General features: G+C 33.1%; 19 protein-coding genes. 13 read left to right on the forward strand and 6 right to left on the reverse strand.

Annotation, left to right across the window (positions count from 1 at the left end; genetic code table 11):
- Positions 1–188: 188 nt before the first annotated feature.
- Both P5P89_RS19260 and P5P89_RS19265 read right to left on the reverse strand, forming a co-directional pair.
- Complete coding sequence (locus P5P89_RS19260; protein ID WP_278009768.1) at positions 189–587, reverse strand: hypothetical protein; 399 nt, start codon at positions 585–587, stop codon at positions 189–191.
- A complete protein-coding gene (locus P5P89_RS19265) occupies positions 527–1,144 on the reverse strand; it encodes a hypothetical protein (RefSeq protein ID WP_278009769.1) in 618 nt (205 codons plus the stop codon). The genes P5P89_RS19260 and P5P89_RS19265 overlap by 61 nt, the downstream gene beginning before the upstream one ends.
- 542 nt (positions 1,145–1,686) lie before the next feature.
- On the opposite strand from P5P89_RS19265, the gene P5P89_RS19270 reads away from it, so the two are divergent.
- From P5P89_RS19270 to P5P89_RS19285, 4 genes are read left to right on the forward strand one after another with little or no spacing between them, the layout of a single operon-like run.
- Positions 1,687–4,932 carry a SusC/RagA family TonB-linked outer membrane protein gene (locus P5P89_RS19270; RefSeq protein ID WP_278009770.1) on the forward strand — a complete coding sequence of 1,082 codons (3,246 nt, stop codon included), beginning with the start codon at positions 1,687–1,689 and terminating at the stop codon, positions 4,930–4,932.
- An 11-nt stretch (positions 4,933–4,943) separates the two neighbouring features.
- A complete protein-coding gene (locus tag P5P89_RS19275; protein ID WP_278009771.1) occupies positions 4,944–6,917 on the forward strand; it encodes a RagB/SusD family nutrient uptake outer membrane protein in 1,974 nt (657 codons plus the stop codon).
- Between the two features lie 19 nt (positions 6,918–6,936).
- Complete coding sequence (locus P5P89_RS19280) at positions 6,937–8,151, forward strand: DUF5000 domain-containing lipoprotein (protein WP_278009772.1); 1,215 nt, start codon at positions 6,937–6,939, stop codon at positions 8,149–8,151.
- A 16-nt stretch (positions 8,152–8,167) separates the two neighbouring features.
- Complete coding sequence (locus P5P89_RS19285; protein WP_278009773.1) at positions 8,168–9,394, forward strand: DUF4998 domain-containing protein; 1,227 nt, start codon at positions 8,168–8,170, stop codon at positions 9,392–9,394.
- A gap of 82 nt (positions 9,395–9,476) precedes the next feature.
- Here the strand turns inward: P5P89_RS19285 and P5P89_RS19290 are convergent, their stop codons facing one another.
- Positions 9,477–10,355 carry a helix-turn-helix domain-containing protein gene (locus tag P5P89_RS19290; RefSeq protein ID WP_278009774.1) on the reverse strand — a complete coding sequence of 293 codons (879 nt, stop codon included), beginning with the start codon at positions 10,353–10,355 and terminating at the stop codon, positions 9,477–9,479.
- Positions 10,356–10,589: 234 nt separating this feature from the next.
- On the opposite strand from P5P89_RS19290, the gene P5P89_RS19295 reads away from it, so the two are divergent.
- The 6 genes from P5P89_RS19295 (at position 10,590) to P5P89_RS19320 (ending at position 16,488) form a co-directional block, all read left to right on the forward strand.
- Entirely contained in the window at positions 10,590–12,239 is a 1,650-nt protein-coding gene (locus tag P5P89_RS19295) for an alpha-L-fucosidase (RefSeq protein ID WP_278009775.1), read from the forward strand.
- 37 nt (positions 12,240–12,276) lie between these two features.
- Positions 12,277–14,196 (forward strand): glycoside hydrolase family 97 protein, encoded by a 1,920-nt coding sequence (locus P5P89_RS19300; RefSeq protein WP_278009776.1) that lies wholly within the window; start codon positions 12,277–12,279, stop codon positions 14,194–14,196.
- A gap of 20 nt (positions 14,197–14,216) precedes the next feature.
- Positions 14,217–14,564, forward strand: coding sequence for an L-rhamnose mutarotase (locus tag P5P89_RS19305; protein WP_278009777.1), 348 nt, complete (start codon positions 14,217–14,219; stop codon positions 14,562–14,564).
- 114 nt (positions 14,565–14,678) lie between these two features.
- Positions 14,679–15,320, forward strand: a complete 642-nt coding sequence (locus P5P89_RS19310; RefSeq protein ID WP_278009778.1) for an NAD(P)H-binding protein — start codon at positions 14,679–14,681, stop codon at positions 15,318–15,320.
- Between the two features lie 359 nt (positions 15,321–15,679).
- Positions 15,680–15,850 (forward strand): hypothetical protein, encoded by a 171-nt coding sequence (locus P5P89_RS19315; RefSeq protein WP_278009779.1) that lies wholly within the window; start codon positions 15,680–15,682, stop codon positions 15,848–15,850.
- A 125-nt stretch (positions 15,851–15,975) separates the two neighbouring features.
- Positions 15,976–16,488, forward strand: a complete 513-nt coding sequence (locus tag P5P89_RS19320; RefSeq protein ID WP_278009780.1) for a PRC-barrel domain-containing protein — start codon at positions 15,976–15,978, stop codon at positions 16,486–16,488.
- Positions 16,489–16,837: 349 nt separating this feature from the next.
- Here P5P89_RS19320 and P5P89_RS19325 read toward each other — a convergent pair whose 3' ends face one another.
- Positions 16,838–17,848 (reverse strand): mannose-1-phosphate guanylyltransferase, encoded by a 1,011-nt coding sequence (locus P5P89_RS19325; RefSeq protein WP_278009781.1) that lies wholly within the window; start codon positions 17,846–17,848, stop codon positions 16,838–16,840.
- A 73-nt stretch (positions 17,849–17,921) separates the two neighbouring features.
- On the reverse strand, positions 17,922–19,046 hold the full coding sequence (locus tag P5P89_RS19330) for a glycosyltransferase (RefSeq protein WP_278009782.1): 1,125 nt from the start codon (positions 19,044–19,046) through the stop codon (positions 17,922–17,924).
- 477 nt (positions 19,047–19,523) lie between these two features.
- Here P5P89_RS19330 and P5P89_RS19335 point away from each other — a divergent pair, with 477 nt between their 5' ends.
- Positions 19,524–19,802 carry a response regulator gene (locus tag P5P89_RS19335; protein WP_278009783.1) on the forward strand — a complete coding sequence of 93 codons (279 nt, stop codon included), beginning with the start codon at positions 19,524–19,526 and terminating at the stop codon, positions 19,800–19,802.
- Between the two features lie 103 nt (positions 19,803–19,905).
- Here P5P89_RS19335 and P5P89_RS19340 read toward each other — a convergent pair whose 3' ends face one another.
- Positions 19,906–21,315, reverse strand: a complete 1,410-nt coding sequence (locus P5P89_RS19340; RefSeq protein WP_278009784.1) for an MFS transporter — start codon at positions 21,313–21,315, stop codon at positions 19,906–19,908.
- Between the two features lie 368 nt (positions 21,316–21,683).
- Between P5P89_RS19340 and P5P89_RS19345 the strand changes: the two genes are divergently transcribed.
- Together P5P89_RS19345 and P5P89_RS19350 are read left to right on the forward strand one after the other, a co-directional pair.
- Complete coding sequence (locus P5P89_RS19345) at positions 21,684–21,815, forward strand: hypothetical protein (protein WP_278009785.1); 132 nt, start codon at positions 21,684–21,686, stop codon at positions 21,813–21,815.
- 1,181 nt (positions 21,816–22,996) lie between these two features.
- The gene (locus P5P89_RS19350; RefSeq protein ID WP_278009786.1) at positions 22,997–26,191 is read left to right on the forward strand and encodes a SusC/RagA family TonB-linked outer membrane protein; all 3,195 of its coding nucleotides are present in this window, start codon (positions 22,997–22,999) and stop codon (positions 26,189–26,191) included.
- The last annotated feature ends 5 nt before the right edge of the window (positions 26,192–26,196 follow it).

A 26,196-nucleotide genomic window follows, 5' to 3' on the forward strand; every position in this document is an offset into this window, starting at 1 on the left:
TAATTTAAAAAAAGTTTTCTATATGCAAGCAGAAAAGGTGTAGGACAGTTTCTGGTAAGAAGTTCTAATAACAAGGGTTAATTGTTTGAGCCGATTCCCGACGGAAGAAGTATTGATGATGGTGCGGATGAATAATATGGGAGGAAAAAAGAAAGAGTAATAAATGAATAAATTCACAAATCATAGATTTATTTATCCAGTTTTGCCCTGGAAGCGATGAGCCTGAAAAGCGGTTCAAATTTTTCAATTTGTAAAGTCAGATCTTCATGTGCTGCTTCCGGTCCAATGCTTCCCTGCAGGCAGTATAATTTCTGATTCTGAGCCAGCATGAATTGCAACATTCGTACCTTCATAGCATTGTTATGTCGTTCCAATGATTCTTCGGCTTCTATCATAACCGCAGGTTTTCCGTCAATCATTACGTCTTCAGTACGGAAAAGTTTAATATTTGGAGGCAGTATTGAAGCAATTGATTTTTCAGTCAGCTTAATACCATGCAGCTCTTTCGGTAAATCATATACCACAATTAGTATTTTCTCATTACCATTTCCATAATAGCTGGTAAACTGCTGTATTGTTTCAGGCATTTCGGCTTCTTCAGCAAGCCAGCTTTTTGGTATTGGAATTTTAAAAAAGCTTTCTCAGCTTTAGGATGATTTTCAGTAGTAAAAAAATCAACATGGCCGTCAGTAATTTCCTGATGTGGAGCGTCATGGTATTTAAATGATAATATTCCTTTTGACAATATATCATTATTGATAATATTCTTAGATCTTTCTTTTACTTCTAAAAGAAAATCGTGTGCATATTTTTCTTTTTCAATTTTGTTTGGGAATTCGTTATTTAGAATAGAATCTAAATAATGGTGTAAGGAGTTGTACTGTTGATAATCAAGTTCCTCTTTTAAAAATTGCTTGATATTCTTCTCAGTACGTCCAAAAATACTTTTTAATTTTTTTTCTGCATCAGTGACATTTGGATGAAGCTTAGGGAACTGGTCTGCAATTTTTTGAAGAGCTGTATTTTGTCCCTTTAGAAAAGCGTATGTTTCAATGGCAAACGAAACTTTTGGATCATATTTCTCACTCTGTGAAAAACAAAATGCAGGAAACAATAAATAGAAAAGCAATACGATACGGCGCATGGACTCGTTTTTTTAGGGAATGATAAAAATTGTTAAAAACGCATTACCGTTTTTTATATAATTCTCTAATTGTGTTGTATAATCCCCATTTTTTTCATTAACTATAAATAATTTATTAATATTTTGTATTGGATAAAATATTATCATTTTTTTTTGATTCAATTTTATAAATATTTAATTATGTTAATTTTATTTTTTATGTTAATACATATTAATAAATTAAATTTTATATACAAAATATTGTTTATTTTTTAATTTATTTAGATTGTTATATGTAATTATTTACAAAAATACCCCTTATTTTTTTCCAATTTACCCCCCTTGATATTTCTTTTTTTATATTTATTTTACAAATGTAAAAAATACACTTATATCTAATGTCTTTAAATTAAATAGAGAATTATAAAAATATGCTTACTTTTTTAGTACTGCATGTCTTTATTATTTGGTAAAAAAAATAAACACACTTATAAATAGCCTTTAAAATAAATAAGAATGAAATAACCTTTTTTAAAATTTACTAACCTTTAACCAAAACCAAAATGAAAAAAAACTATTTGATTCAGTCTCTTATGATTAGGATTGAATTTCTAATGGCTATAATGATAGTCTTCAGTACTAATGCTAGTTATGGGATAACCCCTCAGTATTATTCATCATCAGTTAAAAACACACTACAACAGCAGCGATTAATTACAGGAAAAGTTATTTCCGGGGACGAAGGCATGGGAGTCCCAGCTGCCAATGTGATACTAAAAGGAACCCGAAAATCTGTAATTACGGATATGGATGGAAATTACTCAATAGAAGTGGATTCTGATGAAGCCATATTAGTATTTTCATTTATAGGTTACAATACTCAGGAAATTAAGGTAGGCAATAGTAGTATTATAAATGTAAAATTAATTGCTACTGATAATAGTCTCAAGGAAGTCGTTATTGTGGGGTTCGGGACTCAAAAGAAAGGTAGTATGGTAAGTTCTATTACGACAATCAAACCAAAAGAGCTTAAGGGGCCAACCAGTAACTTAACGACCATGTTAGCAGGAAGGGTTTCAGGTTTAATAGCTTATCAGCGTAGTGGTGAACCAGGAAATGATAATGCCAATTTTTTTATTCGTGGTTTAGGTTCCTTCGGATCCGGAGCTTCTAACCCATTAATTTTAGTTGATGGAATTGAGTCTACCACAAATGATTTGGCTCGTTTGCAACCCGATGATATAGACAGTTTTTCGGTATTGAAAGATGCAGCAGCAGCAGCAGTTTATGGAGCACGTGGAGCTAATGGAGTTGTACTGGTTACTACAAAAATGGGTAAAAATGGTGTTACAAAATTTAATTTTAGGGTAGAATCAAGGGTGTCGTCTAATACCAAAAATTTCGATTTTGCAGACAATATCACTTACATGAATTTGGCTAATGAGGCTGTAAGGACACGTAATCCGGAACGAGGTGATGTTTACAACCAAAATAAAATTGCAAGGACTGCTGCCGGCGATGATCCTTATTTATACCCAAGCAACAACTGGATTGATGAATTGATTAAACCTTATACCATTAACCAGGGATATAATCTGAATATTAGCGGAGGTGGAGAAAAAGCAAGATACTATGTTGCAGGTACCTACAATGTAGACAATGGAGTTTTAAATGTCGATGGTATTAATGATTTTAATAGTAATATTAAATTAAGAAATTATTCTATGAGGTCAAATGTCGATATGTCATTAACGCCAACTACAAAAGCAATTATTCGATTTTATGGGCAGTTTGATGATTATAATGGGCCTATTGGTGGTTTTGACAAAAGAGGAAATAAAACTTCTGGAGGAGCACATATCTTTAATCTTACTATGTGGTCAAATCCGGTTGCATTTGCAAAAGTATATCCATCCAGTTATTTGCCGTATGTCGAGCATCCTCTATTTGGTGGTGCTTTGACAGGAGGAACTGCAGGTTCGATTTTAGTTAATCCTTATGCACAAATGGTTAAAGGATATCAGGTGTCTAAAGCTTCAACAATTCAAACACAGCTTGAATTGCAGCAAGATTTAAAAGCCATAACACCGGGACTTAGTATGAATGCAATGGGGTATATTAGAAGATATTCTTATTTTGATGTTGCCAGACAATACAATCCATTTTATTATATGTCTTATATAAGTCCTGAAACAGGCGAGCTTCAATTGCAGGTATTGAATGATGGTGGAAAAAGTTCTGTAGGGCTTCCAGGGACAGAATATTTAGATTATGCACAGGGAACTAAATCATTAGATTCCCGTATTTATCTTCAGGGGACAATTAATTATAATAGGACTTTTAACGATAAACATGCCGTGACAGGTATGATAACCAGTCTGATGTCAAGTTATGAAAAAGGAAATGAAGGTTCATTAGAGGGGTCTTTGCCATCAAGAAATCTTGGGATTTCCGGTAGGTTTACTTACGGATTTGATAATAGATATCTTGCTGAATTTAATTTTGGGTATAATGGTTCTGAACGGTTTGCAAAAGGACATCGGTATGGTTTTTTTCCTTCTATAGGCCTAGCTTATAATATTTCGAATGAAAAATTCTGGGAGCCAATTAAAGATGTCGTAACTAATTTTAAAATACGTTCTACTTATGGTTTGGTAGGTAATGACCAGATTGGTGATGTTAATCAACGTTTCTTTTATTTATCTGATGTGAAAATTGGAGATGAAAATTATGGAGCAGCTTTTGGGGAGCAATATGGTTATTATCAACCAGGAGTCTATGTTAACCGCTATGCAAATGAAAATATTGGATGGGAAGAATCTACACAAATTAATTTAGGTTTAGACCTGCAGTTTTTTAATTCTTTAAATTTTGTCGTAGATGTTTACAAACAGCATCATACTAATATTCTTCAGGCCAGAAGTAATATAGGTTCGACAATGGGACTTACGGCAGTGCCTTTGGCTAATTTTGGGGAAATAGAAAGCAAAGGGCTCGACTTAGCTGTTACTTTTAATAAACAATTGAATCAGGATTGGTACACAGAATTACGAGGAAATTTTACGTTTGCAACAAACAAAATTTTAGTATTCGATGAGATTAACTTTCCTGCTAATATGAGATATCGCTCAAGAGTAGGCCAGAATTTTGATCAGAGATACGGTTATATTGCCGAACGCTTATTTGTAGATCAAAATGAAGTTGATAATTCACCAAAACAATTTGGAGATTATACAGGAGGGGATATTAAATATCGTGATGTTAATGGTGATGGAGAAATTACTCCAAGCGATATGGTTCCTTTAGGTTACCCTACATCACCAGAAATTGTGTATGGTTTTGGAGGTACGGTTGGCTACAAAAAATTTGATCTTAGTATTTTCTTTCAAGGGGCAGCCCGTACCTCTTTTTTTATAGACTCAGAAAATATTGCGCCATTTATTTTAGACGGTTCGTATCAGAATAATTTACTAGATGTAGTTGCAAAAGATCATTGGTCTGAAGATAATAGAAATTTATATGCTTTCTGGCCAAGATTGAGTGATAAACTTGTAGAGAATAATAATCAGACATCAACCTGGTGGATGCGTGACGGTTCATTTTTAAGATTAAAGTCTGTAGAAATCGGTTATAATGCCCCTAAAAGCTTTAATACCAAACTTGGTTTGCAAGACCTCAGGATTTATATTAACGGAAGTAATCTTGCCGTTTGGAGCGCTTTTAAGATGTGGGATCCTGAAATGGGCGGAAATGGTTTAGGATACCCAATTCAGTCGGTTTACAATGTCGGTCTTAAGGTTAATTTTTAAAAAATAGAATCATGAAAATTAAAAATATAATTTCAGTAAAAATAAGCCTTCAACAAGGAAGAACGTTTTTCGGGATAATAATGGCGATACTTTGTTTGGCAGGTTTACAATCATGTGAGAAAGATTTTCTGGATGTAGTTCCGGATAATGTAACCACATTAGAAAATGCTTTTAAATTAAGGAATGAAGCTCAAAAATATTTATTTACCTGTTATTCTTATATTCCTAAAAATGGAGATGGAATCTATAATATAGGAATGCTGGCCGGAGACGAAACATGGGTGGCACCAAACCGTGCGGCTATAACAAGTTATGCTTTTAATATAGCGACCGGTACGCAAAGAAAAGCTAGTCCTTATATGAATGCCTGGGAAGGATATTATCAGGGAGCAGGACCATCAGATCGTTATCCGCTTTTTGATGGAATCAGACACTGTAATGTTTTTCTCGAAAATGTAGAAAACAGAAGTAAAGTCGCAGATTTATCTGAGGCAGAACGTTTAAGATGGATAGGCGAAGTCAAGTTTTTAAAAGCATATTATCATTATTACTTAATGCGAATGTATGGACCAATTCCGGTGATTCGTGTTAGTTTGCCTATCGATGCCCCTGTAGAACAAATACAGGTAGAAAGAGAGCCTATTGATACAACAGTTGATTACTTGGTAAGTTTATTAGACGAGGCTGCCATAGCATTGCCTACTCAAATTGCAGATACGCAAAATGAACTCGGAAGAATTACTAAGCCAATAGTTTTAGGAATTAAAGCAGAATTACTGCTTATGGCTGCAAGTCCGCTATTTAATGGAAATTCTGATATGGCAGGATTTAACACAAAAAACGGGACACCATTGTTTAATACAACTTATGATGAAAACAAATGGAAAAAAGCAGCAAATGCAGCTAAAGAAGCTATAATAGCCGCTGAAAGTGGAGGTCATAAAATTTTCTATAAAAACGATATTGCATTTACTATTTCACAGACAGCTAAAACTAAGCTTGATATAACACAGGCAGTAACAGAACCCTGGAATGATGAGGTTATCTGGGCAAATTCTAATAGCCGTACTTACGAGCTACAGCGACTATGTATGATGCCTCTGGATAATACTATTGCTCATACCCGCGCCAGAAAGGTGCTTTCGCCTACAATTGAATCTGCTTCTAATTTTTATACTAAAAACGGAGTACCTATAGAAGAGGATAAAACTTTAACATTTGGAGATATTACCGAGATAAAAGAAGCTACTGCAGCAGATAAATTCGATATTAAAGAAGGCTACCGCACTTCAATTTTAAATTTTAACAGAGAACCTCGTTTTTATGCTGATTTAGGTTTCGACGGAGCTATTTTCTATAAATATGACAGCGGTTCTGATGAAACTAAATATTATATCAAAGCAAAATATCAGGATTATGCAGGAAGTGCAGATGCTTTTGATTTTAATATTACAGGTTACTACATAAAAAAACTGGTGAATTGGGAACAACATTTTGGAAACGGAAGTTTATATAAAGAATATGCCTGGCCGGAACTGCGTTTGGCTGATTTATATTTAATGTATGCCGAAGCTCTCAATGAAGCGGATGGAATAGCAGCTTCAGGTGAAGTACTGCAATATCTGGATATTATACGTAAACGTGCAGGATTAAAAGGAGTCGTGGAATCTTGGACTAATTTTTCAATAAATCCGGGAAAATATACTACTAAGGAAGGCATGCGCGAAATTATTCACAGAGAACGCAGTATCGAAATGGCTTATGAAGGCAAGAATTACTGGGATATCAGAAGATGGAAAAAAGCAAATCAGGAATTTAATGAACCTGTAAAAGGCTGGAATGTTTTTGGGGTAACAGAAGGAGCTTATTATCAGGTAAGAACTTTAAATCAACAGCGTTTTGTGGCTCCCAGAGATTATTTTTGGCCAATTGATGAAACAACAATTATTCAAAATCCAAATCTGATACAAAATCCAGGTTGGTAAAACATAAAAAATAATAATTATGAAACGAATTATAAAATCATTTACAAGGATATTTGTAATTTCATTAATTCTGGCTATTGTGTCCTGTAATGAGAATCAGGAGCCAGAACCTTTGGAAAGCAATTCAAATGGACCTGCTGTAGTAACTAATGTTGTAGTGCAGAATTTACAGGGAAAAGCAAGACTCACATATACATTGCCTTCGGATGATGACCTGTTGTATGTTGTTGCGAGATACACGTTAGAAAATGGCAGACCTATGGAAGTTAAATCTTCCTATTATTCTAACTCTATGCTTTTAGAAGGTTTTGCCGGACAGTCTACAACTGAGGTTAAAATTTATGCTGTTAATAAAAGCGAAACAGAATCTAAACCGGTTACGGTTACCGTTGCACCTTCAAAAGCACCAATCTTTGATATTTTTGATTCTTTAAATGTTAAGCCGGACTTTGGAGGTATTCGCATTACTGCTGATAATATAACAAAGGAAGAAATAGGTATTTTAGTGATGCAAAAAGATCTAAAAGGTGACTGGGTACCTTTGCCTACCAGTATCTATACTTCGGTAGATCATATCGGACGAAGTTTGAGAGGTATGGAACCTGTCAAACAAGATTTTGCTATAGTTGTAAGGGATAAATGGCTCAATTATACAGATACTTTATTTACTAATATTGAACCGCTTTTTGAAGTTATGATGCCAAAATCGGCTTTTGTAACCCTGCATCTTAATAATGACACCAAAACAATTGATAATGCTTATCCGGTTAGTAATTTGTGGGATGGACAATTTTTAGAATACTGGGGTTCTTATTTTACCGACAGGACGGTAGATGTGGGCAATCATTTAGTGACTTTTGATATCGGAAAGATGACTAAGTTAAGCCGTATGAGAATGTGGAATTTCTCAGAACCTATTGGAGGCCAAAGAATGTATTATTATTTGGGAGCTGTTAAAAAGTTTAGAATATGGGGAAGTAATACTTTAAACGACGGTACTCTGGACAGTAATTGGACGTTGATGGGAGAGTATGAAATCAAGAAACCTTCCGGCCTGCCTTATGGACAGGAAAATAACGATGACCTTTTAGCAGCAAGAGATGGTGCCGATTATGAAATTGCTTTAGAAAAACCTGCTGTCCGATACCTTAGAATTGAATGTTTAGAAAACTGGGTAGGAGGTAAATTTATGGCTATTTCGGAAGTTCAGGTATATGGTAATCCTAATTTTTAATCCTAAAACAAAAACAATGAAAAATTTAAGAAATATTTTAATCGCAGTTTTTGTGGTTTTGTCAGCTCTCATTATAAATTCATGCACAAGTGGTGATGAGTATCTGAAGTTTACCGAAGGTGGTGCGATTTCATATACAGGAAAAATAGATTCATTAAAATTATTTCCTGGAAGGAACCGTTTAGAAGTACAGGGGCTTATCATATCAGATCCTAAGGTTAAAGAACTTCGAATTTATTGGAATAATAAAAAAGATTCTGTGGTTGTACCCATTGCCAGAACTTCCGGAATAGATGAGGTTTCAAAAATTATAGACAATTTAGCAGAGAATATATATAATTTTGAATTTAGGACCTTTGATGCAAAAGGGAATTCGTCAATAGCTGTAACAGCTTCAGCAGAGGTGTATGGAGACCGTTACATAAATTCTTTAATCAACAGGCCAATTCTTAACAATTTGCTCATTGGGAGTCAGTTGACTGTTAACTACATAAATTTGAATGCAGATTCGGGAGCTTTAGGAACAGAAATAGAATATACCGATTCTTCTGATCAGTTAAAAACTATATTTACGGATATTAGTAAAACGAATGTAATAATAAATGATTTTAAAAGCGGTTCAACATACAGATACAGAACTCTTTATAAACCTGTTCCAGAATCAATTGATACTTTTTATTCGGTTTATAAAGATGTAAAACCTGTAGTGGCTCCGGTTTTACTGAATGCCAAACAGCCTTTCGCTTATTCATCATATGATGGAGGAAGATGGGGAGTAATTGCAGACTGGACCACAAATACTGCGGCCAAAAATCATAATGGATATGGAGGATATGATGGAGGATGCTGTGGAAAAGCAAATAATGCTACTGTGAATTTTGAATCAGGCTGGGGAGCTCCAGGCATAACTAACGGAAAACTATATCAAACTGTTACTGCTGAACCTGCAACATACCAGTTAAAAGTTACTGTATTTGAATCCAATCATGAACAAAATGATCCAGGCGGATTTTATATAATTGTTTCTAAGGGTAATGTAGAATTGCCAAATGTAGAATCTGTTACTACAGACACTGAAGTTTTAAAATACAAAAGGGTTCTTAGCAACGGGATAGGAAATACAGAATATATTTTAGAGTTTACTATAGATCAAACTACACCAATTACTGTTGGAATAACTACTTCACAACCAGACTGGGGAAGGTTTTGTACCATAAGCTCTTTTGAGATTGTAGTAAAGTAAATTTTTTAAAAACACTATTGTCTAATTTTAGGCAATAGTGTTTTTATTTTTAGGCTTTTTTATTATTTATACAGATATGAATTTAATTTAATTGACTAATCTGATTTCGGTATTCTCCGGGAGTGATGCTCACAATCTGTTTGAATATTTTTGAAAAGTGAGGCAGATTCGAAAATCCGGTATCCAGCGCAATCTCCAGAAAAGTTTTATTCGTAGTAGCGATTAAATATTGGGCTCTTTCAATTTTTTTTTCATGAATATAATGCAAAGGTCTTTGTCCGGTATGGAGCATGAATTGCTTTGAAAAATAATCCTGATTCTGATTTACCCTTTTAGCCAATTGTGCAACAGTAAGATTTTCCTTTAAGTGAATTTGAATATAACTCATGGTGTCGAGTATTTTAGAGGAAGTAATTTGGGACTGATTGGTTTTAAAATCATTATTACTTAAAAAACGGGATATGAGCTGAAGGATAATGCCTTGGTTTTCAAACTTAAGATGCGTCTTCATGGCATCATTTAACGAAGTGTATTCTTTATAATAACTTTCTCTTTCATATACTTTTGGATTGTCCGATCTGTTGATTCCTCTTCCCGGATTAATTTGAAGCATTTTTTTGATAAGTATGATATCAATTTCAGTTGCGGGAAGTTTCATCACACTTCTATTGTTGTTAAATAAAGAAATTCCGTCAGCAGACTCTTCAAAAAACTGGATAAAAAACTGACTCAGATATTCATCACATTTCAGGTTGCATATGGTAAAACTTGGGATGAGATATAAAAAACCCGGCTCTAAAATTAATTCGTCATAACTATCAGAAATAGAACCTATTCCCTCGTCGATGTAATACAAGCGATAGTAAGGACTAACCACATTGTAGTAATTCCATTTGTTATTAAGTTTAACATAGTCAATATGCAGTAATGAAAAAGAATATTTGAAGATATTTTTAGACATGAGATAGGTGTAAATCGTTTTTCGGTAATAAAAAATCGTTTTTAGATAAAAGTATATATATTGTCTAAGCTATATTTGTGATAAATATAGTTATTAAAAAATATTATATAACTAATTTTATTTGTAAAATATATATAATAATAATAAAATATGATTTTTTTTATGATAAAATTAAATAAATCATGAAATAAATAAATCGGAAATATATAATTTATTCTCTAAAAACATATTAAGATGAATAGAAGAAATGCTTTAAAATTAGGGATGTCGGCTTTAGCGGGAGTTTACTTATCTCCATTATTGAGTCAAACCCGATTATTTAGTAATATTCCGTTGCCAATCGATGGCCTTTTTCAGCCTACGTGGGATTCGCTTGAAAAGTATCAGGTGCCGGATTGGTTTCGGGATGCTAAATTTGGCATGTGGGCACATTGGGGGCCTCAATGCGAACCTGAAGCCGGAGACTGGTACGGAAGAGGTATGTATGAAGAAGGTTCAAGGCAATATAAATTTCATGTTGAAAAATATGGGCATCCGTCGAAATTTGGATTTAAAGATATAATCAATATCTGGAAAGCAGACAACTGGAATCCGCAGGAGCTGGTTGACTTATATAAAGATGCCGGAGCCAAATATTTTATGGCAATGGCTAATCATCACGATAATCTGGATTTGTATAACAGTAAGTTTCAGCCAGAATGGAATTCTACGAAAATGGGGCCAAAAAAAGACATCATAGCCGGATGGGAAAAAGCGGCACGTAAAGCAAATCTTCCTTTTGCGGTAAGTATTCATGCGGCACACGCATGGAACTGGTTTGACACTGCACAGGGTGCTGATAAAAATGGTCCTTTAGCAGGAATTCCGTATGATGGCCGTCTCACTAAGGAAGACGGAAAAGGAACATGGTGGGAAGGCCTGGATCCTCAGGATTTGTATGCTCAAAATCACCCTTTAAGCGAAAGACCTTCCCGTGATTCATCCGTTCACAGCCAATGGGATTGGGGAGATGGAGCTTCAATACCTACGTCGGCATATTCTGAAAAGTTTCATAACAGGACAATCGATCTGATCGAAAAGTATAATCCCGATATGCTTTATTTTGATGATACAGCTTTACCATTATGGCCTGTGAGTGACGCAGGTTTGCGAATAGCAGCACATATGTACAATAATAGTCTTAAAAAAAATAAAACTGTCCAGGCGGTTATTACAGGCAAAATATTAACAGAGCAGCAGCGTAAAGCTATAGTGTGGGATATTGAAAAAGGACAAAGTAATGAAATTGAGCCTTTAGCGTGGCAAACAGATACTTGTATTGGAAACTGGCATTATGACCGTGACGTTTATAACGAAAAGCGTTATAAATCAGCTAAAACAGTAATTCATACTTTAATAGATGTAGTGAGTAAAAACGGAAATCTGATGCTTAATATTCCGGTAAGGGGGGATGGAAGTATAGATGAATTAGAGCGTGCGATTGTAAAAGAAGTTGGAGTTTGGATGAAAGCCAACAGTAAAAGTATTTATGGTACAAGACCATGGAAAATATTCGGTGAAGGACCACAACAGGCAAGTGCCGGAGCATTAAAAGCTCAGGGATTTAACGAAGGAAAAGGTAAGCCTTATACATCAGAGGACATCCGATTTGTGCAAAAAGACAAAAAGCTTTTTGCTACTGTAATGGACTGGCCGGAAAATGGTTCTGTATTGATTAAAAGTTTAGGAAAAGGAGCTGGTTATTATACGAATAGTATTAAACAGGTAAAGTTAGTCAGTACAGGTGAAAAGCTTAAATTTACACAGCATAACAATGGCTTAGAAGTTCATTTTCCAAATCAAAAACCGAAAGCTTCTTTTGCCAATGCACTTGAGATTGTATAATAAAAAGCACTCATCTCCAATTAGGAATGAAATCACAATGAAATATATTTGCTTACTATTTTTTCTTGTTTCCAGCACATTTGAAATAAATGCTCAGGAAATTTTGTCTCCAAACAAAAAGATTAAGGTAATTGTTACCTCAAAAAAAGGTTCACCTGATCATTCGTTTGGAGAAGTATATTTTAAAGTTTTGTATAAAAGCAATTTAGAATATACTGAATTACTGCCTAATTCGCCGATGGGTATCATAAGGGATGATCAAAAGTTTACGTATAATCTGAAACTTACAGCAGAGTCCCAGGTTAAAATGATAAATCAGAAATATGAAATGATTACCGGCAAACGAAAGCTGTGTACTAATGCGGGAAGTGAAAAGGTTTTTAAGTATGTAAATTCTAATGATAAGCCAATAGATATTGTTTTTCAGGTTTACAATGACGGAGTAGTATTTCGTTATGAATTTCCAGATCGTTCCGAATCGGCGGTTACCATCATTGATGAGCATACAACTTATGTTTTTGCTTCAGGGACTAATCGATGGATGCAGGAATATACGGAGTCTTATGAAGATTTTTTTCCTTTTTCAGACAATGGTAAATCAAACAATAAAAAACAGGAGTGGGGATTTCCTGCCTTATTCAAATTAAATAATAATCCTGTCTGGATGTTAATTTCTGAAGCAAATATTTCTGAAAATAACTGTGCTGCAAAATTGAACAATTCAAAAAATCTCAACGAATATAAAGTGAGTTATGCATCACCAAGAGATAATTTTAAGCAGACAGGTGTAAAAACGACATTGCCATGGAATTCGCAGTGGCATACGCTGATTATTGGCGGGTTGTCTAATGTTGTAGAGTCCACTTTAATTACAGATGTTAGTAATCCTAATGAATTGAAAGAAACCAAGTGGATAAAACCAGGGGCAGTTTCGTGGAATTACTGGGCTCATAATCATGGCTCAAAAGATTATAAAATTGTAGCAGACTATGTTGATTTAGCAGCAAAAATGAAATGGCCTTATACTTTAATTGACTGGGAATGGGATGCGATGAGTAATGGCGGAAATATCGTTGATGCTGCAAAGTATGCCAAAAGTAAAGGAATTAAACCTTTGATGTGGTATAATTCCGGTACATCTTGGCTTGATCCAACTCCGGTTGACCGTTTGCTGACAAAAGAAAAACGCAGTGAAGAATTTAAATGGCTCAATAAAATTGGTGTATATGGCATTAAAGTTGACTTTTTTGCCGGTGACCAGCAGGATATGATGAAATATTTCATTGACATTTTAAAAGATGCTGCAAAATACCGCTTAATGGTCAATTTTCATGGCGCAACTGTTCCAAGGGGCTGGGCGCGGACATATCCAAATTTGATGACTACAGAAGCGGTATATGGTGCTGAATGGTATAACAATAAACCTGTACTTACCGCTAAGGCTGCTGAGCATAATTCTACCATTCCTTTTACCCGAAATATAATAGGTTCAATGGATTATACTCCTGTAACTTTTTCAAATACACAATACTCTCATATTACCTCTTATGCACATGAGCTGGCATTATCGGTTGTTTTTGAATCCGGTTTTCAGCATTTTGCTGATACACCAGAAGCTTATAATAGTTTGCCGGCAGAGCCTAAAGAATTTTTGAAGAATGTTCCTGTAAGCTGGGACAATACAAAATTAGTTGATGGTTATCCCGGAGTTTTCGTTATAATGGCTCGTAAAAAAGGAAAATTATGGTATTTAGGAGGAATTAATGGGAAAGAAGAATCACAAATTTTAAAAATTAATTTCGATTTTCTGGAGAAAGGTGATTTTAATTTGAAGATTATTAAAGATGGAAAAAATGGCACTTCATTTACTGTTGAAACAAAAAAAATAAAAAGGGGAGATGTATTGAGTGTTGAATGTCTTCCAAGAGGCGGATTTTCAGCAGTTATTGAAAAATAAATCTATATTTAAGTTTACTTATGAGTACAAAAAGATTATGTTATGCCTGTGATTTAATTGATAATCCGGACTTAATAGAAGAATATAAAAAGTATCATGCTAAGGAGAATAGCAAGCCTGAAATTACAAAAAGTATTAAAGATTCAGGAATCGTTGATATGGAAATCTATATCCTTGCCAATCGCCTGTTTATGATTATGGAAGTGGATGAAACGTTTACTCCCGAACGAAAACAAATGATGGATGCTGCTAACCCGGATGTTCAGGAATGGGAAAAATTGATGTGGAAATTTCAGCAGGCGCCTCCCGGAGCTAAAGAAGGCGAAAAATGGCTTCCAATGGAACAGATCTATAAATTAGGCCATTAAAATTTCTCGAATATCAGAATTGAATATTTAATTTTTGATCTTTTAAATTATTTAAATATTTACACTTTATTACTGATGCTTTCATTAGATTTGATTGAAAATTCTAAATGTAATATGAAAGCATTAGTAATTGGAGCTACAGGCTCAACAGGAAAAGAATTAGTTGAACAGCTTCTGGAGGATAGTGATTATACTTCTGTTTCAATTTTTGTCAGACGCTCAATAGGAAAATCCCATCCAAAACTTACGGAACATGTTGTGGATTTTTCAAAAATAAATCAGTTTAGCGCTTTAATTACCGGAGATGTTCTTTTTTCATGCATTGGAACTACATTAAAATTAGCTGGTTCAAAAGAGAATCAATGGAAGATTGATTTTGATATTCCTTCGGCAGTTGCTGTAGAAGCCAAAAAAAATGACGTAAAGTCTTTTGTATTGGTTTCCTCTTATGGTGCTTCCTCAAAAAGCACTATTTTTTATTCTAAAATGAAAGGAAAACTCGAAGATTATATTGCTACCCTTAATTTTGAGCAATATCTGGTTTTTAGGCCAGGACCGCTTATAAGAAAAAATACGGATCGCTTAGGTGAGAAAATTTCAGTTAGATTAATAAAAACTCTAAATTCAATTGGACTTTTAAAAAAATTAAAACCAATTTCTACTGCTTTTTTAGCTCAAAAATTGATAAAAGCTCCTAAAAAACTTTCGTCAGGAATGATTATACTCGAAGTCAGACAGATTTTGGAATTCAATTAGTTCTAATTTTAAAGTTATAAAATAAAGAAAAAGCAACTTTCTGAACTTATTCTTGCAACCGTGTGCGAAGATATCTCACTTTCCAATTTTCTTACATAGAATTGTATCTTGATCGTAAAATATATCATATTGCAATTCCAGTAAAACAATAGGTAATTGCGCTCAAAAATTATTATTTTTTCTAAATCTGGAAATACCTCCACAAAAATATAGTTTCTTAAATCAGAAATTGTATTTGCAACAAAACCATACCTTACTGGGAATTTTATAACTTATACCTGAAATTAAATACTTAGCTGCAAATTCTCATTTGTACTTTTATTGTAAACTTAAATATTTAATAATAAAAATCATATGTTATGGCAGAAATTAAAATTGAAAAGAAAAAGCCGATATGGCCATGGATTGTAGCATTACTTTTAATTGCAGGAATCCTATATTATGTCTTTTTAAGAGATAACGAAGTACAAACCACCAACAATGGCGTAGAAATCGAAAATACTACGAGTACTGATAGCATAGGTAATTAATCAAAAGACAGGACTAAAATAATTTATTCTCACATCTACATTTCGCACAGAAAAGAAGCGGTAGTAAGCTTAAATTTTTAAAATTAAAGCAGAGGATACAATCAACTTAATTTAAAATAAGATTTATGGAAACTAAAGATAGAAATTTATACAGGCTGGATGAACTTTCTGATTATAAAATTGCCTCGAACTATTCTGATGTAAGAGGATGGAAAATAGTAGACGCAGATAACCGTACTATTGGTAAAATCGATAATCTATGGGTTAATAAAGATATGAAGCGAGTAGTATATCTGGATGTAAATGTTGATAAACAATTAATAGACGATAGTCGTAACGAGATACATGAGGCTATAGCGAATGATAATGGAAGGGAGTTCATTTATAAAGAAGGAGACAGTCATATTATAATTCCAATTGGTTCAGTCAGTATAAATAAAGATACGAAAACTGTCATGGCAACCAATATAGGATATGATACATTTAGAAAAACAAGCAGATACAACCTTCAGCATAATTTTGACAGAAACTATGAAAGACGAGTATTGAATTCGTATTATCCGGATGAAGATTCAAGAATTGTGTCAGACAGCGATGATGACGCCTTTTATAACCGAAGAGAATTTGACGGTCGTTAATGCCTGCGAATTGCCTTAATCAAGATATTGTAAAGATCAAACGTTTAGAATGTTTGATCTTTTTTTTACTTCGGACTGACTCAGGAATAATGTTTAATAGTTATATTATTGATTATTAATGATGTATGTAAGGTTTAGGAATGAATTCTATAAATAGCCTTATAACAAAAGTATACTTTCCGATATAATTTTAAAACTATAAATTTCCGTCTGATTTTTTATATACATTATTAGCTTCCATCTGAACGTAACTGACTAGTTAATATAAATCTGCCCAGCGATCTGTTAAATACTAACGTTTCGTCTGGGCAGATTTTTAGGCCGTTAAAATTCTATGAATTTTGAGATTTTAGTTTAATAGCATTGAATTTTGTTTTTCTAAAGCACTATAAATATCCTTAACATCCTGAGAGTTTTCTTTTTGCAAAATTAAATTGGCTGTATCTGTGTAGACAAAAATGGTATTTTGCAGTCCCAGAAATGTCGTATGTTTTTCACATCCAATTGTCATATTGCCATATGCATCAACAGGGTGATTTCCTGACAGAAGATAATCATAAACTGATTCAAAAGACCCTAAATCTGACCATGAAAAGGAGGCTGGTACTACCTTTATTTTCTTACTATGCTCCATAACTGCGTAATCTATACTAATAGATGGAATTAGCATGCATAAATCTAAATCCAGAAAGCCATTTTTATTGGCTTCCCAAACTGCTTTGGATTTTTCATAAACCTCTGGCTGAAACTTTTTGAGCTCCTCTAATAAGATGCCTGCCTTAAAACAAAACATACCGCTGTTCCATAAAAAATTACCTTTTGCCATAAATTCCTTTGCAGTTGTTTCATTAGGTTTTTCGCGAAAAGAAATAACATTATCTCCAAGAGCTTCAATATAGCCATATCCTGTTTCCGGCTTGGTTGGGATGATTCCAAAGGTTACAATAAAGCCTTCCTGAGCTTTTGATACAGCACTTTCTATTGCAATATCATAATCATCCATTCCTTCGATTATATGATCAGAAGGTGTGATGATGAGAATGTCATCCGGATTTGCTGCAAATGCTGCAAATGCAATGGCCGCCGCAGTATTTCTAGGTGTTGCCTCTACTATATTGATATACTGAGTATTAGTTTTATTCATCACTTTTTCACTTAAATGATGGTTATGTGTATTTCCCACTACCACTACTTTATCCGCCAAATGGCTATTGCGGTCAACTGTCATCTCAAAAAGAGATTTTCCATCAAATATTTCTAAGTATTGTTTTGGTCTGCTTTTACGGGACAAAGGCCATAGCCTGCTGCCTACTCCGCCAGTTAATATTACATGTATTAGCGAATTGTACGTTTTTTTCATGTTTTCTTAAATTTACACTTTTTATGGATGATTTTAAACTTCTTCTTTGTGTAACAATCCAGATTCTAGGCTATTATTTGCTAAAAATACTCAGTATAGATTGCATCTTTTCAACAGTTTTGTCCCAACAGTTGCTTGTGAGAATGTTTTGATATTTCGTTTTCATTATTTCCTGATCATTTTTATTTACTAATGAAGTAATAGCCACAGTAAATTCATCAGCCGTAGCTATGAGGGTAATAGAGCTGCTGTAATGCTCAATATCTGTAACTTTTGTTGAGATTATTGGTTTTCCGGCAGCCATGTACTCTAAAGTTTTTGTATTGCTAATGTATTTTCTTCCACCATTTAGTTTAAAAGGCATCATAGCAATATCAATAGCCTTAAGATAATTCGGAAGTTCGTCATAACACTTCATGCCCAGATAATGAATATTTGCTTCTTGCGGAAGATCCGTCGTAGCAACTTTTCCAATCATTACGAATGAAATATGTGGCATTTTTTTTGCAGTTTCGTGTAATAAACTCAAATTAACAGATTCATCTATTGTGCCATAGTAACCCACAATTGGGCCCTTAATATCACCGATGTCGGCAGGGATGGAAATATTATTGAGAGCCTGGGCAAAATGATTTTTATCTGCACAACTTGGAAAATAATGTACGTTGTGATGCAATTGTTTTTTGGAATCATAGAGCGGCTTTCCTGCTGTAAATATAACATCAGCATTCGCCATCAGATATTTTTCCTGCTCAATTAAGTGCGAAGAATCTTCTCTAAATGCCGAAAGTTCATCCATACAGTCATAAATTATCGTGTCAAATTCCAGAGTTTCTAACAACGGACAGAAAGATGCAGAATAAAACCATCCAACAGCTATATTATTATTTTTTACATATGCAGGAATGATTGCTGCGATTTCATTAATGTTTGATACATTGGGCTGCAGCACATTAAGATTTTCATTTATTACCATCAGATTACCTGAATTATCATTTTCTGGTTGATTCACAGGTTCTTCAATAAATAAAATTTTCATTGTATTAGCCATTCTGCTAATGATGTGTTGTGGGCGATCATATACAACCTGCCATTTTAAATGACAAAACACAATCATGTCATAATATTGGGCTTCGGTTTCAAATCCTCCAGATCGCCTTTTTGAGCTTATTTCTATTTCTTGTAAATTATTTGCCATAACAGGAGTGTGTAGATTATTATTGTGCTATTTATTTACAGGCAAAAATAAAAGCATATAAAGAGAACTTCTTACAATTAAAAATTCAGTTGTTATATAATTTACAGTAAATTCTTATTGTTAAGAAGTCTGCAATGTATTCTACATATTAAAATAAATATCGAAAATCAAAAATGAATTGGGGAGATAAAAAATACCGGTTAATTATCAAATTCTAGATGTAGCATATAATACGTTTGGCGTAGAGACGAATTATTAAAAGATAAATTGTTTGATTTTGATTAAAATCTATATTATTCAACAGGACAGTTTTTTGTTTTTTTTAAACCGTACTTACAATAGATTCGTATATCAATAAGAACATAATTAAACTGCTATTAAAATGTTGTACCAAAATATTTTATTGATTGACGATGATCCGGATGATATAGATTTGCTAAAGGTGGCGATTGCCTGCATAGATAATAAAAAAAATGCGTGTCTGCCGGGAATCGCACAGAAGCACTGAAAGCCCTTCATAGTAATCAATTGCCGGATATTATAATTTTAGATCTTGCCTTGCCCGGAGTCATTGGCTCTGAATTATTAGGTTTAATAAAAAACTCTTCTTTGACCGCAAAGATTCCAGTGGTTTTATATTCCTCGCACAATAAAGAATTAATGGAAGAAATTGCCAAACCATTTATTGCAGACCACTACATCAGTAAGCCTAACAGTTTCCAACAACTTGTAGATTCACTTAAAAAAATTTTTTAAAACATACTTTTTAATGTTATAGAAATCAGAAACTACAGATCTGAAATTATTTACTTGAGAAATTGGGTTTACAATCTAAAAGATTTTCAAATATTATAATTATTTATTCTGCTGATTTTAAATTGTCTCCATCCTTATCATGAAGGCGTCTGAAAACGCCGCCTGAAAGAATAGTGAGAAATCCCACAACTAAAAAGGTATACCGAAAGGCATTATGAATTTCATTGTGAATGAGTTTTACATCGCCCTTAAATATTTTAAGTACAAGTAATCCCAGAGCAATTCCAAAACCTATAGCAAGCTGTTGATTTACAGAAACTAATGAATTTCCACTGCTGGTATGATAATTTCTTAAGTCAGCAATCGAAATAGAATTCATTGATGTAAATTGTATAGAGTTGAAGAATCCTAAAACAGCAATAATAGGAATGTACCAGTAAATAGAAGTATGAATGGAAGGAATGGCTAAAGTACAAATCAATAGGCCGATGATAAAAGTATTGACCATCAGGGTTTTTCGATATCCAAAAGTATTTAAAATTTTAATTACTGCAGATTTTCCAAATATTGCAGTAAGTGCCATGGGGGCAACTATCCAGCCTGAAGTAACCGCTGATTGTCCATAAGCAATCTGAATCATCATAGGTAGCAGCAAAGGAATGGAACTGTAACCTAGGCGGGTTGCCAGATTTCCTAATATGCCAACCCGAAAAGTGCGGACCTGAAATAAATTTAAAGGGAAAATAGGATTGCTATCTTTTATAGCATGGCGGTAATACCAGAAAAGCATCAGAAATCCGGACATTAATATGAGTAAAACAGGCGTAAGACGTACTGTATTTCCAAATAATTCTAATGAAATAGATAACAACAGAGATGCAGCAGCAAAAATTAAAAATCCCTTAAGATCAAAATCAATTATAGGAGATTTGTAATCGGGCATGTATTTCATACTTAAGAGTATACCAATCATTCCGAAAGGAATATTGATAAGGAAAATCCAGTGCCAGGATAAGTAATCAACCATATAACCACCGACCAACGGCCCTAACACAGGTCCTATTAATGCAGGAATGATAGCAAAATTCATCGCCTTTAATAATTCTCTTTTTGGAAATGTTTTAATGAGTGCAAGTTTCCCTACAGGAGTCATTAAGCTTCCGCCTATACCCTGAACTACACGCGCAAAAACCAAATGTATCAAAGACTGGGATAAAGCACATAAAACAGATCCAACACTAAATAGCATCAATGCAAAAATAAATACTTTTCTGGTTCCAAATTTATCTGATAAAAAGCCACTCACAGGCATAAAAAGTGCTAATGTCAATACGTAGCTGATAATTGCGTTTTGCATTTCTAAGGGAGATTCATTCAAATCTTTAGCAATAGAAGTTATAGAAGTGTTGAGAATAGTAGAATCCAGCATTTGCATAAAGATAGATGTAGCCAGAATTACAGGAAGTATTTTTTTCGTTATATCATTATTAGGTAGGGAATCGTTTTTTTGCATTGTTTAGCATTTATCAAATTAATTATAAATTTAGGATAATAGCATTTAATTTAATTATAAAACTTGAAATAGATGCTCTTTTATTCTCATTTTATCAGATTGCTAAGTATTTAATAATCATAATGTTTTAAAATTTGTTTATCATTAGCGGATTAATATGTGATAATTATGTAAACAAACCACTATTTGCTAATCTATATTTAAAAATATTTAATTTATAAAAAAACATTATGAAAACGATACTAAAAAATATCTGTACATGCTTATGGCAGGAGGATTATTAATATCCTGCAAAAATAAAGATAACAGTAATAATAAAACTGTAACTGATAACACTGACATGTCTGTCGACACTATTGGTCCGGCAATTGATTCATCTGCAAACTTTAAATTCTGGTAAAAATGGAACAACAGGTGCTACGGGTGAAAGTTCGACAGGTTCAGGTACTGATGGTTCTACTCAAAAAGGAAATCAAAATATTAAGACTGACTCCATATAATCAATATGTTGAAATTTAATAAGTGTCAGTAAAAAATAAGTCGAACTGATCTTTTTTAAACTTCTTTAGATTTATAGTTAAATACACGCGAACTTTCTTATATAATTTAGTATTTATTCATATAGTTTTGTATTATTTACTATATCTTATTATAAAACAGTTATCATTTGCATAAATATAATTAATGAATAGACAATCAAAATTCATTTTATTTGTAAGATAAATAATTCATTTAGTAATTATCTTTATTTTATTCCAGTAAGTTTATTCTTTCTTTTCTTATCTCTCTCAGTATGTTTGTAAAAAAATAAATGTTTTTTTTACATTTATCATTTTAACAACATTTTTAAATATTACTTCTTAATTTTTTAATCATTAAATTCTAAATGAGTGTAATTTTAAATTTTAAATAAAAAATTAAGAATAATAATGTTTTATACGTATAAAAAAATAGCTATTTTTCTCAATGCATCAATAAAAAAGAATAGCAATCGGTTGTTTGATTTCTCTTTTTATATATATTTGTTAAAGAATTTAACATTTGAATAATACTATAAGGTCAAATATTAACAATAATTTCAATGATTTTTAAGTGTGCTGAATAGTCAAAAATCGTTTTTATATGTTTTATTAGATATTCTGGGTTTTGCTCAATACAGTAATCTTAAAATATTACTAATAATATTAGCATTGTATTAATTAGTTTAATTTTTAGCTTATAAATTACTCATTTTACAGTATAATTACACAATCGATTGTTTGGTGTATTTTGCTTTCAAATTAAAACACAATAACTTTCTAATAATTTAACTAACCTCAAAACCTAATGATGCCTATGAAATAGTCTACAACTCAAAATTTGCAATTTTGGAAGTAAAAAATTCTATAATGCTATTCTAACCACATAGATTTAATTGTTTTTCTTCTAATACATTTTTTAATGTATAATTAACTATTATACATTTTGGCAGTTTTAATGGCTAAAATATAATTGATTTTTGCCATAGATGCATGTAGCAAATCCATTCCTTATTTTTTTATATCCAGGATATAACCTTTTATAAAAGAAGGAATTATCCAAAATATAACTGATAAAATCTATTCATTTTAATCATAATTAAAATTGGGTATAGGTACTGCTATGGATATAAATTAATATTCTAATTTGAAATAATTAAAAAATGTTAAAACATTATAAAAAAGCACAACTTATAAAAATGCTATATAGAAGTAAAATTTTGATTTTTACAGTTTTATTTCCGTTTTTGTTTTCTAATGTATTATTGGCAAGAGAAACAAAAAATAGTTTTTCTTATGTAAAGAACGAGATAAAGTTAAAAGATCAAAATTATATTGTGACAGGTATTATTACTTCTACAGTAGATAAATTACCTATTCCTGGTGTAAATATTACAGTTAAAGGAAGTTCAGGATATTCAGCTATTTCTGATTTTGATGGAAAATTCAAAATTAGTCTCCCTTCTGCAGAGGCCATATTAGTATTTAGCAGTATCGGGATGAAGACTATAGAAGAAAAGGTCTCTGCAAATTCAAATGTAAATATTAACATGTCTCCTGACCAAACAGCTCTTACTGAGGTTATTGTTGTTGGTTTTGGTAAACAAAAGAAAGAAAGTGTTGTTGGTGCTATTACACAAACATCGGGTAAAGTTTTACAGCGTACCGGAGGTGTTACCAGTTTAGGAGCCGCACTTACAGGTAACCTGCCAGGAGTAACCACTTTGCAAACTACAGGAAAGCCTGGTGAAGAAGATCCTGAAATTATTATTAGAGGAGTTAGTTCCTGGAACAATAGCAGCCCTCTTATTCTTGTTGATGGGATAGAACGTTCCATTAATAGTGTTGATATTAGCTCAGTTGAAACTGTTTCAGTATTGAAAGATGCTTCAGCTACTGCAGTATATGGGGTTAGAGGAGCTAATGGTGTGATACTTATTACTACTAAAAGGGGTGTTGCAGGTAAAGCTAAAATTGATTTTGGTTTTAATTCAGTAATGAAATCAGTTTCAAAGCTTCCGGGTAAAATGGATGCTTATGATGCTCTTTTGGTAAAAAACAAGGTGATTGAATATGAACTAAATCAGCAGCCTACTAGTTGGGATTACATGAGATCACAAGCATTTATAAATAACTACCGTAACCAAACTACTCTCGAACAAAGAGAAAGATATCCTAATATTGACTGGCAGGATTATTTATTTAAAGATGAGGCAATGGCTTATAACGCTAATTTAAATATATCTGGTGGTACAGAGAAAGTAAAATATTTTGCAGCTGTAGATTATGTTAATGAAGGAGATCTTGTAAAAGTACCTCCAAGTGGACAAGGGTTTGAATCCGGGTATAATTATAACAGATTAAATACCAGAGCAAATTTAGATTTTGAATTAACCAAATCTACTACATTCAAAGTAAATCTTTCTGGTTCATATGGTGTGAAAAAAGCACCGTGGAGGGTAATTTCTGAAGGGTATATGTGGGCAGGTGCTTATGGTACCGCTCCTGATATTTATATGCCGATATACTCAGATGGTTCCTGGGGTTATTCTCCCGCCAATCAGGTAGATGGGGCTAATTCAGCCCTAAACTTAGCGATAGGTGGATCTGAGGCCAAAACAACTACACGTATTGCAACTGATTTTAATTTAAGACAGGATTTTGGAAAATTACTTAAAGGCCTTTCAGCTAATATAACTTTTTCTTTGGACAATAGTTTTCTTGAAGAACAAAGAGGAATTAATAATAATGGCTATATAGTTAAAGAGAAATATATAGATCCTCTTACCGGAATTGTTACCATAAGAAATACTCCAGATGTAACAACCAATTTTGATTTTTATGAATCAACAAACTGGACTATAAATGGTGGTACTATGAATGATGGTTTAACTTATCGAAATTTAAATTATCAGGCACAAATCAATTATGTTCGTGATTTTGGCGATCATGCTGTGACGGGAATGGGAAACTTTCAACGTCAGGAACAAGCTACAGGAGCTAATATTCCTTCATATCGTGAGGATTGGGTTTTTAGGGCTACATATGGTTACAAAAAGAAATATTTTATCGATTACAATGGTGCTTATAATGGATCTGAAAAATTTGCAGCAGCAAACAGGTTTGGATTCTTTTCTTCAGGTGCTATAGGCTGGATGATCACAGAAGAAAAATTCATGAAAAAACTTACTTTTATAGATCAGCTAAAAGTTAGGGCTTCTTACGGTGAGGTAGGAGACGATAGTTATAATGGTGGTCGTTGGTTATATGAGAGTGTGTACGGTAGTAATATTTCACAATCTCTTTTAACTCAGGGAAATCAGGGGGAATTAAGTACATATGGCTGGATCACACAAACCCAGATAGGTAATCCTAATATAGCATGGGAAAAGGTAACTAAAAAGAATTTAGGAATCGATTTTTCTTTTTTAAATAAAATCTTTTCAGGTAGCGTTGATTTCTTCAATGACTACAGAACAAATATTATTTTGAATGGAAGAGACAGGGCAGTACCCTCTTATTTTGGATTTGCTCCACCTGTTACCAACACCGGTATAGTAGAGGTTAAAGGTTATGAAATAGACTTTCGATATAGTCAGCCAATCTCTCAATATTTGCGATTATGGGCTAATTTTTCGTGGACACACGCAGTAGATAAAGTCATTTATAAAGACGATCCGGAACTTCTTGCAGCTTATCGTCAAAAAGCTGGTTTTCCTAACAGACAATCTTATTCAATGATTGATAAAGGCTTTTATAATAGCTGGGATGAAGTATATGGAAGTACAGCATTTGAAAACAATGATTCAAAGATTCCAGGTAATTACAGAATATTGGATTATAATGGTGATGGTGTAATTAATGGTCCCGGAGACACAGTACCTTTTGGTTATCCAACAAATCCTCAAAATACCTATAATGCTACTATTGGTTTTGACTGGAAAGGTTTTAGTGCAATGGTTCAGTTTTATGGAGTTAGTAATGTTTCTCGTTTCATAGCTACAGAAAGTTTTCCTAAGGCTTATTTTAATACAGTTTATGAACAAGGAAGTTATTGGTCTAAGGACAATCAAAATGCAGATGCCCCAATGCCTAGATTAAATAGTACTTTAAATTCTGCAAGTAATGGTACACGCTTTTTGTATGATGGTTCGTATGTTCGTTTAAAAAATGCAGAAATAGCTTACACCTTCACTTCAAATTGGACCAAAACAATTGGACTGGAATCATTGCGTATTTATGCAAACGGTAATAATCTTTTTTTATGGACTAAAACACCTGATGACCGAGAAGTAAATGGAAATACTGCTTATCCTTCAGTAAGACGTATAAATTTAGGTTTTAGATTAACATTATAAAATAG

The sequence above is a fragment of the Flavobacterium gyeonganense genome (assembly GCF_029625295.1).
Classification (GTDB): domain Bacteria; phylum Bacteroidota; class Bacteroidia; order Flavobacteriales; family Flavobacteriaceae; genus Flavobacterium; species Flavobacterium gyeonganense.